At 68.2% G+C, this 16,534-nt stretch carries 16 protein-coding genes and 2 tRNA genes; 6 read left to right on the forward strand and 12 right to left on the reverse strand.

Annotation, left to right across the window (positions count from 1 at the left end):
* Positions 1–6: 6 nt before the first annotated feature.
* The gene (locus B5P21_RS01230; RefSeq protein ID WP_045526011.1) at positions 7–870 is read right to left on the reverse strand and encodes a rhomboid family intramembrane serine protease; all 864 of its coding nucleotides are present in this window, start codon (positions 868–870) and stop codon (positions 7–9) included.
* Positions 870–1,409, reverse strand: coding sequence for a peptidylprolyl isomerase (locus B5P21_RS01235; RefSeq protein ID WP_045526010.1), 540 nt, complete (start codon positions 1,407–1,409; stop codon positions 870–872). Before B5P21_RS01235 ends, B5P21_RS01230 begins: the two co-directional genes overlap by 1 nt.
* 121 nt (positions 1,410–1,530) lie before the next feature.
* On the opposite strand from B5P21_RS01235, the gene B5P21_RS01240 reads away from it, so the two are divergent.
* On the forward strand, positions 1,531–2,157 hold the full coding sequence (locus tag B5P21_RS01240; RefSeq protein WP_234424836.1) for a hypothetical protein: 627 nt from the start codon (positions 1,531–1,533) through the stop codon (positions 2,155–2,157).
* Positions 2,158–2,282: 125 nt separating this feature from the next.
* On the opposite strand, the gene B5P21_RS01245 is transcribed toward B5P21_RS01240, so the two are convergent.
* From B5P21_RS01245 to dnaA, 10 genes are all read right to left on the reverse strand, one after another.
* Positions 2,283–2,355, reverse strand: a tRNA-Ala gene (locus B5P21_RS01245).
* A gap of 79 nt (positions 2,356–2,434) precedes the next feature.
* Positions 2,435–2,511 (reverse strand) — tRNA-Ile (locus B5P21_RS01250).
* A 48-nt stretch (positions 2,512–2,559) separates the two neighbouring features.
* A complete protein-coding gene (locus B5P21_RS01255) occupies positions 2,560–2,967 on the reverse strand; it encodes a DUF3566 domain-containing protein (RefSeq protein ID WP_011931227.1) in 408 nt (135 codons plus the stop codon).
* On the reverse strand, positions 2,960–5,647 hold the full coding sequence (gene gyrA / locus B5P21_RS01260) for a DNA gyrase subunit A (RefSeq protein ID WP_094170672.1): 2,688 nt from the start codon (positions 5,645–5,647) through the stop codon (positions 2,960–2,962). The genes B5P21_RS01255 and gyrA overlap by 8 nt, the downstream gene beginning before the upstream one ends.
* Before the next feature lie 82 nt (positions 5,648–5,729).
* Entirely contained in the window at positions 5,730–7,775 is a 2,046-nt protein-coding gene (gyrB, locus tag B5P21_RS01265) for a DNA topoisomerase (ATP-hydrolyzing) subunit B (RefSeq protein ID WP_094170673.1), read from the reverse strand.
* Positions 7,776–7,964: 189 nt separating this feature from the next.
* Complete coding sequence (locus B5P21_RS01270) at positions 7,965–8,477, reverse strand: DciA family protein (protein ID WP_045526009.1); 513 nt, start codon at positions 8,475–8,477, stop codon at positions 7,965–7,967.
* On the reverse strand, positions 8,474–9,676 hold the full coding sequence (gene recF, locus B5P21_RS01275) for a DNA replication/repair protein RecF (protein ID WP_045526008.1): 1,203 nt from the start codon (positions 9,674–9,676) through the stop codon (positions 8,474–8,476). Before recF ends, B5P21_RS01270 begins: the two co-directional genes overlap by 4 nt.
* A gap of 7 nt (positions 9,677–9,683) precedes the next feature.
* Positions 9,684–10,571: a phosphogluconate dehydrogenase (NAD(+)-dependent, decarboxylating) gene (gene gnd, locus B5P21_RS01280; RefSeq protein ID WP_045526007.1), complete on the reverse strand. Its 888-nt coding sequence runs from the start codon at positions 10,569–10,571 to the stop codon at positions 9,684–9,686.
* A 20-nt stretch (positions 10,572–10,591) separates the two neighbouring features.
* A complete protein-coding gene (gene dnaN / locus B5P21_RS01285) occupies positions 10,592–11,743 on the reverse strand; it encodes a DNA polymerase III subunit beta (protein ID WP_094170674.1) in 1,152 nt (383 codons plus the stop codon).
* A gap of 563 nt (positions 11,744–12,306) precedes the next feature.
* On the reverse strand, positions 12,307–13,740 hold the full coding sequence (dnaA, locus tag B5P21_RS01290) for a chromosomal replication initiator protein DnaA (RefSeq protein WP_045526005.1): 1,434 nt from the start codon (positions 13,738–13,740) through the stop codon (positions 12,307–12,309).
* A 478-nt stretch (positions 13,741–14,218) separates the two neighbouring features.
* Here dnaA and rpmH point away from each other — a divergent pair, with 478 nt between their 5' ends.
* The 5 genes from rpmH to B5P21_RS01315 are packed head-to-tail and all read left to right on the forward strand — an operon-like array spanning position 14,219 to position 16,509.
* A complete protein-coding gene (gene rpmH, locus B5P21_RS01295) occupies positions 14,219–14,356 on the forward strand; it encodes a 50S ribosomal protein L34 (RefSeq protein ID WP_012039665.1) in 138 nt (45 codons plus the stop codon).
* A 3-nt stretch (positions 14,357–14,359) separates the two neighbouring features.
* Positions 14,360–14,701: a ribonuclease P protein component gene (rnpA, locus tag B5P21_RS01300; protein ID WP_045530029.1), complete on the forward strand. Its 342-nt coding sequence runs from the start codon at positions 14,360–14,362 to the stop codon at positions 14,699–14,701.
* Positions 14,698–15,009 carry a membrane protein insertion efficiency factor YidD gene (gene yidD / locus B5P21_RS01305; RefSeq protein WP_045530028.1) on the forward strand — a complete coding sequence of 104 codons (312 nt, stop codon included), beginning with the start codon at positions 14,698–14,700 and terminating at the stop codon, positions 15,007–15,009. Before rnpA ends, yidD begins: the two co-directional genes overlap by 4 nt.
* A gap of 10 nt (positions 15,010–15,019) precedes the next feature.
* Positions 15,020–15,982 (forward strand): membrane protein insertase YidC, encoded by a 963-nt coding sequence (gene yidC / locus B5P21_RS01310; RefSeq protein ID WP_045530027.1) that lies wholly within the window; start codon positions 15,020–15,022, stop codon positions 15,980–15,982.
* Entirely contained in the window at positions 15,979–16,509 is a 531-nt protein-coding gene (locus B5P21_RS01315; protein WP_045530026.1) for a Jag family protein, read from the forward strand. Before yidC ends, B5P21_RS01315 begins: the two co-directional genes overlap by 4 nt.
* The last annotated feature ends 25 nt before the right edge of the window (positions 16,510–16,534 follow it).

Raw genomic sequence — 16,534 nt, forward strand, 5'->3', positions numbered from 1 at the left:
GGTCGGTCAGAGGGTGACGGGGAAGACGGCGGCCGCCACGAGGATGGCCGCCGCGAGGCCCGCGAGCGAGCCGATCTGCGCACCGCGCTGACGGCCGTCCCGCGTCCGCAGGAGCACGAGCGCCACGAACGCGCCCGTCACGAGCCCGCCGACGTGGGCCTGCCAGGAGACGCCCTGCACGACGAAGCCGAGCAGGAGGTTGATCGCGATGATGCCGAGGAGCGGGCCGACGTTCCCGCCGAGCTTCCGCGCGAGCACGAAGTAGCCGCCCATGAGGCCGAAGATCGCGCCCGAGGCACCGACGACGGCCTGCAGGGGCTCCCCCATCGCCGAGCCGATGACCTCCACCGCGAGCGAGCCGCCGAGCGCGGAGATCAGGAAGAGGGCCAGGAAGCGGGCGCGTCCGAGCATCGGCTCGAGGACGCGACCGAAGACGAAGACCGACAGCATGTTAAAGACGATGTGCAGGATGCTCGACGGCGAGTGCGTGAACGCGCTCGTGAGCATCCGCCACGGCTCGTAGTCACCGGAGGCGACGCTGCCGTAGACGGGCGCGAACCACAGCGACGTGGTGACGTAGTCGCCCACGACGGGCAGCACCTGGAGGATCCAGACCACGGCGCAAACCGCCATGATCCCGTACGTCACGACGGGCGCGGAGCTCCGCGTCATCCGCGTGACGAACGAGGCCCGGGAACGTGGAGCGGTGCGACGCTGCTCCTTCATGTCCTCCGGGCAGATCACCCCGACGGCGGCCGGCGTCTGGCACTCCGGGCAGATGGTCCGCCCGCATCGTTGGCACAGCACGAAGCTCTGCCGGTCAGGGTGCCGGTAGCAGCGGTCGGCCGCCGTACGGGGTGAATCGGTCATCAGACCTTCTCGATGGTGACGCCCTCGATCACGACATCCTCGCGGGGACGGTCGCGGCCGTCGGTCGGGACGGCGTTGAGCGCGTCGACGACCTTCTTGGACGCGTCGTCGGCGACCTCGCCGAAGATCGTGTGCTTGCCCTGGAGCCACGTGGTGGGCGCCGTGGTAATGAAGAACTGCGAGCCGTTCGTCCCGCGGCCGCCCTGGGTGCCGGCGTTCGCCATGGCGAGGATGTACGGCTTCGAGAAGTCGAGGTCGCGGCTGATCTCGTCGTCGAACTGGTAGCCCGGGCCGCCGGTGCCCTGGCCGAGCGGGTCGCCGCCCTGGAGCATGAAGTCCTTGATGATGCGGTGGAAGACGACGCCGTCGTAGAGCGGGTCGGTCGACTTCTTTCCGGTCTGGGGGTGGGTCCACTCCTTCTCGCCCGTGGCGAGGCCGACGAAGTTCTCGACGGTCTGGGGCGCGTGCGACCCGAAGAGGTTGAGGACGATGGTGCCGTGGTTGGTCGTCATTGTGGCGACGTGAGTGTGCGCAGACATGGAGCAATGGTCTCACGGCGGAGCTGGGACTCGGCGGACGCACAGGGTCCGTCGTGTTTGCCCGCAGAGGCACCCGTGCCAGACTGAAGATCCTGGCGAAATCACACCGATGGAGGTCCCCTTGGGTCTGTCACGCAAGAACAAGAAGGAGTTGGCGAAGCTCCGCACCCACGCGGCCGCCGTCCTCAAGGAGCAGCGCGAGGTCCTCGACCGGGCCAACGTCGTCGTGGCCGAGGCCGCGCACACCGCGCGCAAGCTCTCCGACCAGCACGTCGTCCCCGCCGTCAAGCGCGGCGTCGACGACCACATCCGTCCGGGATACGAGGCCGGTGCCGAGCGCGTCCGCACCGCGGCCGACTCGGCCTACAAGGGCTTCACCCACACGGTCCTACCGGCCGTCGCCGGTGCTGCCGGATCCGCGGTCGCCGCGACCGAGGGCATCCGCAACAGCAAGCAGGTGAAGGACGCGGTCAAGAAGGCCGGCAAGGTGTCCTCCAAGGCGCAGGAGTTCGGCAAGCACTACGTCGACAACGGCCGCTCCTACGTGGGCCGCTACGTCCCGCAGGTCGCTCCGGCGAAGAAGGGCCTCGGCTTCGGCGGCGTCGCCCTCATCGCCCTCGGCGTCGTGGTGGTCGGTGGCGTCGGCTACGCGCTGTACCAGACGTTCCGCGCGGACGACGACCTGTGGATCGCCGACGATGAGCCCGAGGCCGTCGACGCGACCGCCAAGGACCAGCCCGCGAGCTGATCGCCGCTCCTCGATCGCCTCGCGATGCGACGAAGGCCCGGACACCGAGAGGTGGCCGGGCCTTCGTCGTGCGGCCTCGACCGGACGCGTGAGGCGATCGGAGGCGCCCGATGAGGGGCGTGATGTGGAGTCACGGGGAATCGAACCCCGGACCTCCTGCTTGCAAAGCAGGCGCTCTACCAATTGAGCTATGACCCCGATCGGCGAGCCTCGGACCGCCTGGCGATCTACCGACTCGTGTCCCGCCATGCCCCGGATCATGCGGATCCGGGGGTGTTGGTGGGGATACCAGGATTTGAACCTGGGACCTCTTCATTATCAGTGAAGCGCTCTAACCAACTGAGCTATATCCCCATCGGGCAGGTACACGTTACCGTACGCCTGCCCGTTTCTCCCAATCGGCTACGCGTTGGTGAAGCCGACGAGGACGCCGCCCGTGATGCGTACGCTCAGGTTGTAGAGCAGCGCGGCCACGGCACCGAGCACGGTGCCGACGACGATGTTGAGGACGGCGACGACGATCGCGAACCCGAGCACCTGGCCCAGGCCGAAGACGTCCTGGAGGGAGAAGTCCGCGGATCCGGAGACCTCCTGGAACAGCTGGTCGACCGTGCCGAACACGTTCGTGGTCTGGAGCACGACGTAGATGAGGAACGTCGCGACGACGGTGATGATGCCGAGCACCACGGAGAAGAGGAACGCCAGCTTCAGCGCCGACCAGAAGTCGACGTACACGAGCTTGAGACGCACCTGCTTGGTGGTGGTGGCACGCGAGGACTTCTTCGCGAGCTTCTCGGCGACACTACTCATCAGGTGTTCCCTTTCCAGCAGCGGTACCGTCGGACGCGTCGGGCGCAGCTTCGGGGACCACCAGGTTGCGTTCGGAGTTCTTGGCCAGTGAGATGATCCTGTCGTCGTCCGCGAACCGGGCGAACACGACACCCATGGTGTCTCTGCCCTTCGCCGGGACCTCGGCCACGACAGACCGTACCACCTTGCCGCTGGCGAGCACGACGAGGATCTCGTCCTCCTCGCCGACGATGAGCGCCCCCGCGAGGTCGCCCCGGGCGTCCTGCAGCTTGGCCACCTTGATGCCCATGCCGCCGCGGTTCTGCACGCGGTACTGGTCCGCGGCGGTGCGCTTCGCGAAGCCGCCCTCGGTGACGACGAACACGTAGCCCTGCTCGCCGACGACGGATGCGCTGAGCAGCGTGTCGTCCCCGCGGAACGTCATGCCCTTCACGCCGGATGTGGATCGACCCATCGGACGGAGCGCCTGGTTGTCCGCGGAGAACCGCAGCGACATGCCCTTGCGGGAGACGAGGAGGAGGTCGTCGTCCTCGTCCACGAGGAGCGCAGAGACGAGCGCGTCGCCGTCGCGGAGGTTGATCGCGATGATGCCGCCGGTGCGGTTCGTGTCGTACTCCGTGAGGGCCGTCTTCTTCATCAGGCCGTCGCGGGTGGCGAGCACGAGGTATTGGGCCACCTGGTAGTCGCGGATGTCGAGGACCTGCTGGATCTCCTCGTCCGGCTGCATCGCGAGCAGGTTGGCGACGTGCTGGCCCTTGGCGTCGCGGCCGGCCTCCTGCAGCTCGTACGCCTTGGCGCGGTAGACGCGGCCCTTGTCCGTGAGGAACAGGAGCCAGTGGTGCGTGGTCGTGACGAAGAAGTGCTCGACCACGTCGTCGGCCCGGAGCTGCGCACCGCGCACGCCCTTGCCGCCGCGGTGCTGGCTGCGGTAGTTGTCGATGCGCGTGCGCTTGATGTACCCGCCGCGCGTGACCGTGACCACCATCTCCTCCTCGGGGATGAGGTCCTCCATGCTCATGTCGCCGTCGAAGCCGAGCATGATCTCCGTGCGCCGGTCGTCGCCGTACTTGTCGGTGATCTCCTGCAGCTCGGTGCTGATGATCTCCCGCTGCACGGTGGGCGTCGCCAGGATGTGCTTGTACTCGGCGATGCGCTCCTCGAGCTCGGCCGCCTGGTCCTGGATCTTCTGGCGCTCCAGCGCGGCGAGGCGGCGGAGCTGCATCTCGAGGATCGCGTTGGCCTGCAGCTCGTCGATGTCGAGCAGCTTCATCAGGCCGCTGCGGGCGACCTCGACCGTCTCGGACCGGCGGATGAGGGCGATGACGTCGTCGAGCGCGTCGAGCGCCTTCAGGTAGCCGCGCAGGATGTGCGCGCGGGCCTCGGCCTCGTTGAGGCGGTACTGCGTGCGGCGCACGATGACGTCGATCTGGTGGTCGACCCACGCGGAGATGAAGCCGTCGAGCGCCAGCGTGCGCGGGATCCCGTCGACGATCGCGAGCATGTTCGCGCCGAAGTTCTCCTGCAGCTGCGTGTGCTTGTAGAGGTTGTTCAGCACGACCTTGGCGACCGCGTCGCGCTTGAGCACGATGACGAGGCGCTGGCCCGTGCGGCCGGAGGTCTCGTCGCGGATGTCGGCGACGCCGCCGAGCTTGCCGTCCTTCACGAGCTCGGCGATCTTGATCGCCAGGTTGTCGGGGTTCACCTGGTACGGGAGCTCGGTGACGACGAGGCAGACGCGGCCCTGGATCTCCTCGACGGCGACGACGGCCCGCATCGTGATGGAGCCGCGGCCGGTGCGGTACGCGTCGATGATGCCCTTGGTGCCGAGCACCTGGGCGCCGGTCGGGAAGTCGGGGCCCTTGATCCGCTCGAGGAGCGCCTCGAGGAGTTCCTCCCGGTTCGCATCCGGGTGGGCGAGCAGCCACTGCGCACCGGCCGCGACCTCGCGGAGGTTGTGCGGCGGGATGTTGGTGGCCATGCCGACCGCGATGCCGACGGATCCGTTGACCAGCAGGTTCGGGAAGCGCGACGGCAGGATCTTCGGCTCGAGCGTGCGCCCGTCGTAGTTGTCCTGGAAGTCGACCGTGTCCTCGGTGATGTCCCGGACCATCTCCATGGCGAGCGGGGCCATCTTGGTCTCGGTGTACCGCGGGGCGGCCGCGCCGTCGTTGCCGGCGGAGCCGAAATTGCCCTGGCCGAGCGCGAGCGGGTAGCGCAGGCTCCACGGCTGGACGAGGCGGACGAGCGCGTCGTAGATGGACGAGTCGCCGTGCGGGTGGAACTGCCCCATGACCTCACCGACCACGCGGGCCGACTTGAAGAAGGAGCGGTCGGGCCGGTAGCCGCCGTCGTACATGGCGTAGATCACGCGGCGGTGCACAGGCTTCAGGCCGTCGCGCACCTCGGGGAGCGCGCGCTGGACGATGACGCTCATCGCGTAGTCGAGGAACGAGCGCTGCATCTCGAGCTGGAGGTCGACCTGCTCGATGCGGTCGTGCGTGACGACGACCGTGGCGTCAGGGTCGATGATGGCGCCCGGCAGGGAGTCGGAGGCCGCGGCGGCGGAGGACGCCGGCGTCACGCCCTCCTGCGGAAGAGCGTCGCCGGTCGACGGCGCCTGCTCGTCGTCCGGGGTCGCCCCCGTGCCCTGCTCGTCGTCCGGAGTCTTGTCGTCGGCCATGGGGGTCCCGTTCAGAGGTCGGTGGATCGTGGGGTCGGCGTGGGGCGGCGGTCGGCATCGGGCCGTGCCGCCGCCCGGTCGATCAGATGTCGAGGAACCTGACGTCCTTGGCGTTGCGCTGGATGAAGCTGCGGCGGGACTCGACGTCCTCGCCCATCAGCGTCGAGAAGACCTCGTCAGCGCCCGCGGCGTCGTCGAGCGTCACCTGCATGAGCGTGCGGGTGGCCGGATCCATCGTGGTCTCCCACAGCTCCTTGTAGTCCATCTCGCCGAGGCCCTTATAGCGCTGGATGCCGTTGTCCTTGGGGATGCGCTTGCCGTTGGCCTGCCCGTGCGCCAGGAGGGCGTCGCGCTCGGCGTCCGTGTAGACGTACTGGTGGTCGGCGTTCGACCACTTGAGCCGGTACAGCGGGGGCTGCGCGAGGTACACGTAGCCGAGCTCGATGAGCGGCCGCATGTACCGGAACAGCAGGGTGAGCAGCAGGGTCGTGATGTGCTGGCCGTCGACGTCCGCGTCGGCCATCAGCACGATCTTGTGGTACCTGACCTTCTCGGCGTTGAAGTCCTCGCCGATGCCCGCGCCGAACGCGGTGATCATCGACTGCACCTCGTTGTTCTGCAGCGCGCGGTCGAGACGGGCCTTCTCCACGTTGAGGATCTTGCCCCGCAGCGGCAGGATCGCCTGCGTCGTGGGGTTGCGCCCCTGCACCGCGGATCCGCCGGCCGAGTCGCCCTCGACGAGGAACACCTCGCTGAGCGCCGGGTCCTTGCTCTGGCAGTCCTTGAGCTTGCCGGGCATGCCGCCCGACTCGAGCAGGCCCTTGCGCCGGGTCTGCTCGCGCGCCTTGCGGGCGGCCAGCCGCGCCTGCGACGCCTGCATCCCCTTGCGGATGATGTCCTTCGCCTGCGCCGGGTTCTTCTCGAGCCAGTCGCCGAGCTGCTGGCCGACGATGCGCTGCACGTAGGCCTTCGCCTCGGTGTTGCCGAGCTTGGTCTTGGTCTGGCCCTCGAACTGCGGCTCGCCGAGCTTCACGGAGATGACGGCGGTGAGGCCCTCGCGCACGTCGTCGCCCGTGAGGTTCTCGTCCTTCTCGCGGAGCAGCTTGTTCTCGCGCGCGTAGCGGTTCACCAGCGTGGTGAGCGCCGCGCGGAAGCCCTCCTCGTGGGTGCCCCCCTCGTGCGTATTGATGGTGTTCGCGTACGTGTGCACGCTCTCCGTGTAGGAGGTGGTCCACTGCATCGCGACCTCGAGGCTGATCTTCTTGACCGTGTCCTCGGACTCGAAGGCGATGACGTCGGCGTTGACGACCTCGGTCTTCTTCGCCTTCACGAGGTGCTCGACGTAGTCGACGAGGCCGCGCTCATAGAGGAACTTCTCGGTGCGGTGCTCCGCGCCGTCCACGCCGCGCTCATCGTGCAGCGTGAGGGCCAGGCCCTTGTTGAGGAACGCCATCTGCTGGAACCGCGCGCGCAGGGTGTCGTAGTCGAACTCGACGGTCTCGAAGATCTCCCGGCTCGGCCAGAAGGTGATCGTCGTCCCGGTCTCCGTGGAGCCCTCGCCCTTCTGCAGCGGCGCGTCCGGCACGCCGATGGTGAAGCTCTGTCGCCAGACGGCGCCCTGACGGCGGACCTCGACGTCGAGGCGCTCCGACAGCGCGTTCACGACGGAGCTGCCGACGCCGTGCAGGCCGCCGGACACCGCGTAGCCGCCGCCGCCGAACTTGCCGCCGGCGTGCAGCTTGGTGAGGACGAGCTCGACCGTGGAGATGCCCTCGACCGGGTGGATGTCGACCGGGATGCCGCGGCCGTCGTCGACGACGCGGATGCCGCCGTCCTTCCGCATCGTGATCTGGATGTCGCTGGCGAACCCGGCGAGGGCCTCGTCGACGGAGTTGTCGACGATCTCGCTCACCAGGTGGTGCAGGCCGCGCGGGCCGGTCGACCCGATGTACATGCCGGGTCGCTTGCGCACGGCCTCGAGGCCCTCGAGCACCTGGATCTCGTTGGCGCCGTAGTCGTTGCTCACCTGCTGGCGGGTGATGTGGTCGGAGTCGTTGTGCGTCTCCTCGATCTCCACCTCGTCGGGGGTGGAGTCGTCGGGGAGGTCCTGTGAGGCATCCGATGTCATGAAGTGGTGGCTCCTGCCGCGTCGACGCGCCCCTGTCCGACGGCGGACGCGCGCGGATCACGAGGTGATCCGGGGACCGTCGTCCCTGGACTGCGGGCGACCCCTCATTCTATCGCAGGAGTACCCTTCGCACCGCCCTAACCGGCCGTCTGCCGCGCTTTCGAGGCAGGGGTGACCTGATTCGCCTCCTTAGCCGTAGGTATCGCGCGGGCCCCGCCCTGGGATCGACCTGGGACCCTTTTTCCAGGACGGGGCGTTCGGCCCCTGGAAGCGGATCGACCGGATGCCGGCGTCGGGGAAGCGCTCGGCGATGCGCGTCGTGATCTCCACGCGCATGAGCCGGAGCTGCGTCGCCCACGCCGTCGACTCGCACTCGACCGTGAGGAGACCGTCCTCGATGCCGACCGGGGAGGAGTGCACCGCGGTCTCCTCGCCGGCGATGGTCGTCCACGCCGCCATGAGCTCGGCCTGCGACAACGAGGACGTCCAGCCCATCCGCGAGGTGAGCGAGTCCATGACGTTCCCGAGGGAGTCGGGATCCCGTCCCGGCTGGAACGGCGAGCTCCCCGCCTTCTGCTCCCGGCGCTTCCGGGCGGACGGCGACCGCACGGACGCATCGCCGAACACCTTGCGGAAGCGGCGGTAGACGGCGACCGCCTCGGACTCGGGCAGCGGTCCGCCGTCGGCAGCGCGGGGGATCACGCCGCTCCCCCGTCCGCGTCGGCGGGTGCCGGTGCGTCCACGATCTCGCCGGCGCGGATGTGCACGGCGTTCGCCGCCAGGTGCTCGGGCACGTCCTCGAACACCGCGGCGGTGATGAGCACCTGCTCGAAGCCGGTCACGGCCTCCGCGAGGCGCCCGCGCCTGGCCTGGTCGAGCTCGGCGAAGACGTCGTCGAGGATGAGGATCGGATCACCCGTCTGCGAGTCGCGTCGGAGCAGCTCGGCCGACGCGAGCTTCAGCGCCAGGGCGAACGACCACGACTCCCCGTGGCTGGCGTAGCCCTTCGCGGGTAACCCGTTGAGCCGGAACAGGACGTCGTCGCGGTGCGGGCCCACCAGGGTCAGACCCCGCTCGAGCTCGCGGGGCCGCATGCGGGCGACGGCCGCCGTGAAGACGGGCACGACGTCCTCGGCCCGCGTGAAGCGCCCGCCGTCGCGCGCGCCGGACTCATCCGCGACGTCGTCCTCCCCCGGATCGTCGGCGAGGATGCTCAGCTCCGGACGCGCCGACGGCCCGTGATCGGATCCCGCCACTGCCAAGTACGCGCGAGCGAGCTCCGGCTGGAGCGCCTCGACCAGCGCGCCCCGCGCCGCGATGATCTGCGAGCCGATCGCGACGAGACGCTCGTCCCAGATGTCGAGCGTGCCCAGCTGGTCGGCCTTCATCCCGCGCGCCCGCGCGGACTTGAGCAGGGTGTTGCGCTGCTTGAGCGCCCGCTCGTAGTCCGACAGCACGCCGGCGAGCCGCGGCGTGCGCAGCACGAGCAGCTGGTCCAGGAACCGGCGTCGGCCGGAGGGATCGCCGCGCACGAGCGCCAGGTCCTCGGGCGCGAAGAGCACGCTCGAGAAGTACCGGGGCAGCTCGCGCGGCTTGGTCGGCGTGCTGTTCACCTGCGCGCGGTTCGCCGACGAGCGGTTGATCTGCACCTCGACCCGGAGCTCCCGCCCCGCGTGCTGCAGCAGGGCCCGGATCACCGCCGAGTCCGCACCCTGGCGGATGAGCGCCTGGTCGGTGGAGACGCGGTGCGACCCGAGCGTGCTCAGGAAGCCCAGCGCCTCCACCAGGTTCGTCTTGCCCTGACCGTTGCTCCCCACGAAGAGGGTGGCACCGGGCAGGAGCGCGACGTCCGCGCGGGTGTAGTTGCGGAAGTCACCCAGGGAGAGGTGACGGACGATCATCCGGTGGTCAGGACTTCTTCTGCACCGAGTGGCCGCCGAACTGGTTTCGCAGCGCCGCGACGGCCTTCATGGCCGGGGAGTCCTCCTGGCGGGAGGAGAAGCGCGCGAAGATCGACGCGCTGATGGCGGGCATCGGGACGGCGTTGTCGAGCGCCTCCTCGATGGTCCAGCGGCCCTCGCCGGAGTCCTGCACGAAGCCCTCGATGTCCTGGAAGCCGGGGTCCTCCTTGAGCGCCTTGACCAGGAGCTCGAGCAGCCAGGAGCGCACGACGGTGCCGCGCTGCCACGCCTCGAAGGTGCCCGTGACGTCCTTGATGATGTCCTTGCGCGCCGCGAGGAGCTCGTAGCCCTCGGCGAACGACTGCATCATCGCGTACTCGATGCCGTTGTGGACCATCTTCGCGTAGTGCCCGGCGCCGGAGTCGCCGACGTGGACGAAGCCCTCCTCGCGGGGTCCCTCGGGACGGAGCGCGTCGAAGACGGGCATCGCGCGCTGGACCTGCTCGACGGGACCGCCGACCATGAGGCCGTAGCCGTTCTCGAGACCCCACACGCCGCCCGAGACGCCGGCGTCGACGAAGTCGATGCCCTTGTCCTTGAGAAGACCTGCGTGCGCGAAGTCGTCGGTGAACTTGGAGTTGCCGCCGTCGATCACGAGATCGCCCGGCTCCAGGATGCGGGCGAGGTCGCCCACCACGTTCTGCGTGACCTTGCCGGCCGGGACCATGACCCAGACGAGGCGCGGGGTGGGCAGCGCTGCGGCGAGGTCGTCGAGGGTGGCCACGTCGGAGACGTCGGGGTTCGTGTCGTAGCCGGTCACCTCGATGCCGTTCGCCTCGAGGCGCGCGCGCATGCGGGCGCCCATCTTGCCGAGTCCGACGAGTCCGATGTGCATGTTCTCTCCTTGATCGCGGTCTAGCGCAGCAGCAGGTTCGGCTGCAGCAGGTACCGGTAGTTGTCAGCGCCGGCCTGGTCCTTGGAGGACTGGCTCGTGATGAGCACGGGGCCGGGCTTGTTGGGGTTGTCCGTCTTCGTGAACGAGAGGCGGACGAACTCGGAGTGGACGGCGCCGAGGCCGTCCAGCAGGAACTGGGGCTTCAGCGACACCACGGTGTCGACGCCGGTCAGGAGGGCGTCGATGCTCTCCGATGCCTGCGCGTGCTCAGAGCCGATGGCCTCGAGGGTGAGGCCGTCGATGGTGAAGGTGAAGCGGAGGGCCGCCTCACGCTCCAGCACCAGCTGGACGCGTCGCGTCGCCTCGATGAGGTCGGCCGTGTTGATGACCGCGTAGTTGTCGACCGTCTCGGGGAAGAGGCGCTTGACCGGGGGGAAGTTGCCCCGGATCAGCAGGGACGTGACGGTCTTCCTGTCGGCGCTGAACGCGATGAGCTGACGGTCGTCGGTGTCCGTGATGGCGACCGAGATGGTGCCGCTGTGGCCGAAGGTCTTGCCGATCTCCTGCAGGGTGCGTGCGGGCACGAGCGCGGTGCGGCTGATGCCGTCGGTCGTGGAGTCGCCGCCGTCCCAGTCGATCTCGCGCACGGCGACCCGGTAGCGATCGGTCGCGATGAGGCCGAGGCTGGTCTCCCCCACCTCGAGCTGGACCCCGGTGATGACGGGCGTGACGTCGTCGCGGGACGCGGCGACGGCGACCTGCGAGACCGCGGCGGCGAACTGCTCGGCGGGCAGGAGGCCGGACTGCTCCGAGATCTGCGGCAGCGTCGGGTACTCCTCGACGGGCATGCTCAGCAGCGTGAAGTGCGCGGATCCGCACGAGACGGTGATCTTCGAGTCCTCGGTGGTGAACCGCACCGGGGCGTTCGGGAGGCGGTTCGCGATGTCCGCGAGGAGTCGGCCGGAGACCAGGACGCGGCCGGGCTCCTCGATGTCCGCCTGGATCTGCGTGCGCGCCGAGACCTCGTAGTCGAACGACGACAGCGTCAGTCCGTCCTCGGTCGCCTCGATGAGCACCCCGCTCAGGATCGGGAGGGTCGTGCGCTGCGGCAGGAGCTTGACGGCGAAGGACACCGCCTCGCTGAAGACGTCCCTGTTGACTTGGAACTTCACGTTGTGGACCCCTCGATGAGCGGAAGATTTGTCGGTCAATGCTAGCCGTGCCGACGGGGGCCTCGACGACCGTCGATCCCTCCACACCCTGAGGTTCTTGGGCGACATCCAATGAAGGGTTTAAGGATCAATAGTCTTAACCGCTGTGGAATCTGTGGACAACTCTCGGAGTCCCCGTGATCGAGCGGGAACTACACGTCTGGAAGTTGTGGGAGGGGTGTGGAGCGGCCTGGGGACTCGGCGGGATGCCGACGGCGCGACGATGTCGGTTCCACAGGCCGGGTTCTCGAACCCACATCGGCTCCGGCGGTTCTCCACAGTTATCCACACTCTGTGCACACTGTGGGGAACAGCGGATCCGGCCCGTCCGGCCCTCTCTCCCCGAGGCGGGGACGTGCTCTCCCCAATGCGGGAATGTGCTCCGGACCTCTCCGGACGTCCTCTCCGCTCCGATGGACCCCGTCTGCCGCTGCCCGCGCACGCGGAAGGGGTCGGACCTCGTGGTCCGACCCCTTCCGCTGCTTCGTCTCCTGCACGCGCGCTACGGCACGTGCAGGAGGGCCTCACATCTTGCCGTAGCGGTGGTTCTGCTTGATCCGGCTCGTGAGCTCCGTCACCTGGTTGTAGATGGAGCGGCGCTCCTTCATGAGCTCGGTGATCTTCTTGTTGGCGTACATGACCGTCGTGTGGTCGCGGTTGCCGAACAGCTGCCCGATCTTGGGCAGCGAGAGGTTGGTCAGCTCGCGGCACAGGTACATGGCGATCTGGCGGGCGGTGGCCACGGCCTGCGAGCGGGACGAGCCGTAGAGGTCGTCGACCGTGAGCTTGAAGTAGGCCGCGGTGTGGTTGATGATGTCGACCGGCGCGATGACGTTGTCCTCGTCCAGCGTGATCAGGTCCTTCAGCACCGTCTGCACGAGCGCCAGGTCGACCGGGGTCTTGTTGAGGCTGGCGAACGCGGTGACGCGGATGAGGGTGCCCTCGAGTTCCCGGATGTTCGAGGTGACCTTGGTGGCCATGTACTCGAGGATGTCGTCGGGCACCTGCAGCTTCTCGCTCTGCGCCTTCTTGCGGAGGATCGCGATGCGCGTCTCGAGGTCGGGCGCCTGGACGTCGGTGATCAGGCCCCACTCGAAGCGCGAGCGCATGCGGTCCTCGAAGCCGGTGAGGTGCTTCGGGGGCAGGTCGCTCGTGATGACCACCTGCTTGTTGTGGTCGTGGAGCGTGTTGAAGGTGTGGAAGAACGCCTCCTGCGTCGAGTCCTTGCCCTGGAGGAACTGGATGTCGTCGATCAGGAGGATGTCGTTGTCGCGGTAGCGCGACTGGAACAGCGACGACCGGTTGTTCGCGATCGAGTTGATGAAGTCGTTGGTGAACTCCTCGGAGCTCACGTACCGCACGCGGATCCCGGGGTAGAGGCTGATGGCGTAGTGGCCGATGGCGTGGAGCAGGTGCGTCTTGCCGAGGCCGGAGTCGCCGTAGATGAAGAGCGGGTTGTAGGCCTTGGCGGGCGCCTCGGCCACGGCGACGGCCGCAGCGTGGGCGAAGCGGTTGGATCCGCCGATGACGAAGGTGTCGAAGCCGTACTTCGGGTTGAGGCGCGAGTCGCCGCGCGACGGGGAGGCCGGCAGTCCCGGGTTGTCGGTGGGCGCCGTGATGGTCGGCGTCTCGATGTACGGCTGCTCGGTGGCCGGCTCGGGATGCTGGGCGAACGCGTCCTGCGCGATCTCCGGGTTGACCACGATGGCGAAGTTGCTGACCCCGGCGGCTTCGTCGAGCGAGCCGATGGCATTGAGGAGGGGCACCCGGATGCGCTGCTCGAGCATCCCCCGCGTGAGGTCGTTGGGCACCTCGAGGTAGAGGGTGCCTGTCATCACGCCCTTCGGCTCCACGAGGCTGATGAAGCCGTGCAGCTGCGGGGTGATCCGGTCGTCCGCGGTGAGGGCGGCGAGCACCTTCTGCCAGATCGCGTGCGTCGGGTCGGAGCGGTCGGACATGTTTCCCCATCTGCCGTCACCAGGCTCGGTCCCGCGGCTGATGCCGGGGCCGCCACGCGGTGCGCGGACTGCTGTCGACGCTGGAAGGGCGTCGCGGTCGTGCGTGCGGCGTCCGTCCCCGGAGGCTCCGAGGGTGCGGACCATCCGGGTACCGCGACCGCGGACAGCATAGTTACTCACAGGGTTATCCACCCTGTGTGCGGACGGGCCGTCAGCACCGCGCGGGCGATCCCCGACGCGTCGCGGCCACGCCACACGGTAGCCACTGTCGGAGATCAGGACAAATCGACTCTATCGACGGCGGCATGTCGATACCGGCCGATGGCCGATCTGTGTGGATAATCACGATCCCGCTCACGGGTTTGACCGCAGGCCGCCCGGCCCGTAGATTTAGGCAGTTGACCCAGCCCCTCGAGGCTGCCCCATCTTCCCAGCCGCACTCGTCGGCCCCGTGGACCAACCTGAGTGGAGACTCACCGTGAGCAAGCGCACCTTCCAGCCGAACAACCGCAAGAAGGCCAAGAAGCACGGCTTCCGCCTCCGCATGCGCACCCGCGCGGGTCGTGCGATCCTCGCTGCCCGCCGTGGCAAGGGACGCACCGAGCTCTCCGCGTAGCGCGTGCTCGCTCGGCGGAACCGCGTGACGAGCGGTGCGGACTACCGCACCATAGTCAGACGGGGACGCCGGACGACGACGGGGACGGCGGTCGTGTCCGCACTCGCCGGACCCGCCGATGCGCCGACCCGATTCGGGTTCATCGTGTCGAAGAAGGTCGGCAACGCCGTCACCCGGAACCTGGTCCGCAGGCGGCTCAAGGCCCTGTCGGCGGATCTGCTGCCCACCGTCCCTCCGGGCACCTCCATCGTGATCCGCGTACTGCCAGGCATGGAGCGGACACCGTGGGATACCCTGCAGGAGGAGATGGCGTCAGCCGTGACGCGGGCCGTGAGGACGATATGAAGAGGGCACTGACCTCCGTCGTCCTGGCGCCCCGGAACGTCGCCATCGCCGTGATCGGTCTCTACCGGCGCGTGGTCTCCCCTCTCTATGGGGATGTCTGCAGGTACTACCCGTCATGCTCCGCGTACGGCCTCGAGGCGGTGCAGGAGCACGGGCTCGTCCACGGCGGCCTCCTCGCCGCATGGCGCGTGTGCCGGTGCCACCCGTGGGCGGAGGGCGGCATCGACGACGTCCCGGCTCGTCGGGTCCAGCAGTACCGGCGCACGAGGCTCGGATTCGTCGTCGCACCCAGCCACGGAAAGGGCTAACGACCACCTCATGGACTTCCTCGGAACGATCCTGTGGCCGATCAAGTGGGTCATCGAACTCATCCTGGTCGGCTTCCACACGCTCTGGACCACCCTCGGGCTGGATCCTGACAACGGCGCCACCTGGGTGCTGTCGATCGTGGGCCTGGTGCTCGTGGTCCGCGCCGCCCTCATCCCGATCTTCGTGCGGCAGATCAAGAACCAGCGCCGCATGATGGAGGTCGCGCCGCAGCTGAAGAAGATCCAGGACAAGTACAAGGGCAAGCGCGACCAGTTCTCCCGCGAGGCCATGTCCCGCGAGACCATGGCCCTGTACAAGGACACGGGAACCAACCCGCTGAGCAGTTGCCTCCCCCTGCTCCTGCAGATGCCGATCTTCTTCTCGCTGTACTCGGTGCTCCACCGTGCTGCCGTCGAGGAGCTCCCGGGCATCGGACTGTTGAACGCGCAGCTGTCCCGATCCTTCGGCGAGTCCTCGTTCCTCGGGGCTCCTCTGCAGTCCGCGATCTCCACGGCCAACGGCAACGTCACGGTCATCGTCATCGCGACCACGATGGTCGTGCTCATGAGCGCGTCGCAGTTCATCACGCAGCTGCAGATCATGGCCAAGAACATGTCCGAGGAGACGAAGGCCAGCCCGATGTTCAAGCAGCAGCGCATCCTGCTGTACATCCTCCCGCTCGTGTTCGCGGTGTCCGGCATCGCCTTCCCGCTCGGCGTGATGTTCTACTGGCTGGTCTCGAACTTCTGGACAATGGGTCAGCAGTTCCTCGTCATCCGCAACATGCCGACGCCCGGTAGCGAGGCGGCGCGTGCGCGTGAAGCGCGCCTGGCCCGGAAGGGCAAGCTGGTGGCTCCGGAGGCGTCGGCCGAGTCGTCGACCATCGTCGTGGAGGAGCGCAAGCCGGCCCAGCGTCCGCAGCCAGTGGGCAAGAACCGCGCCAAGAAGCAGGCAGGATCCAAGAGCCGATGAGCGACGTGACGAGCGACCTCGACCAGGGCGGCGTGCCTGTGCCCGCGGAGGGGGTCGAGGCGGAGGTCACGTCCGTCGGCGTCGACGAAGGGGACATCGCGGCGGACTACATCGAGGAGCTCCTCGACATCTGCGACCTCGACGGCGACATCGACATCGATCAGCGTGGCGGACGCGCCTACGTGTCGGTCGACGCTGCCGACTCCGAGGATCTGCGCCTGCTGTCCAATCCCGAGACGGTCACCGCCCTCCAGGAGCTCACCCGCCTGGCGGTGCAGAACAAGACGGGTGTGTTCAGCCGTCTGATCCTGGACGTAGGCGGATCACGAGATGCACGCCAGGTCGAGCTCGCTCAGCTGGTCGACCGAGCCATCGAGCGCATTTCCGCTGGATCAGCCACTGCCTCGCTTCCTCCCATGTCGTCGTACGAGCGGAAGCTCGTGCACGACATCGTGGCTGAGCGTGGGTACACGTCCGAGTCCGAAGGCGAGGGACGTGACCGTCATACGGTGATCACGAAGGCGTGAGAGAAGGCGCATGAGAGGCCCGGTC

Source organism: Clavibacter michiganensis subsp. insidiosus (assembly GCF_002240565.1).
Taxonomy (GTDB): domain Bacteria; phylum Actinomycetota; class Actinomycetes; order Actinomycetales; family Microbacteriaceae; genus Clavibacter; species Clavibacter insidiosus.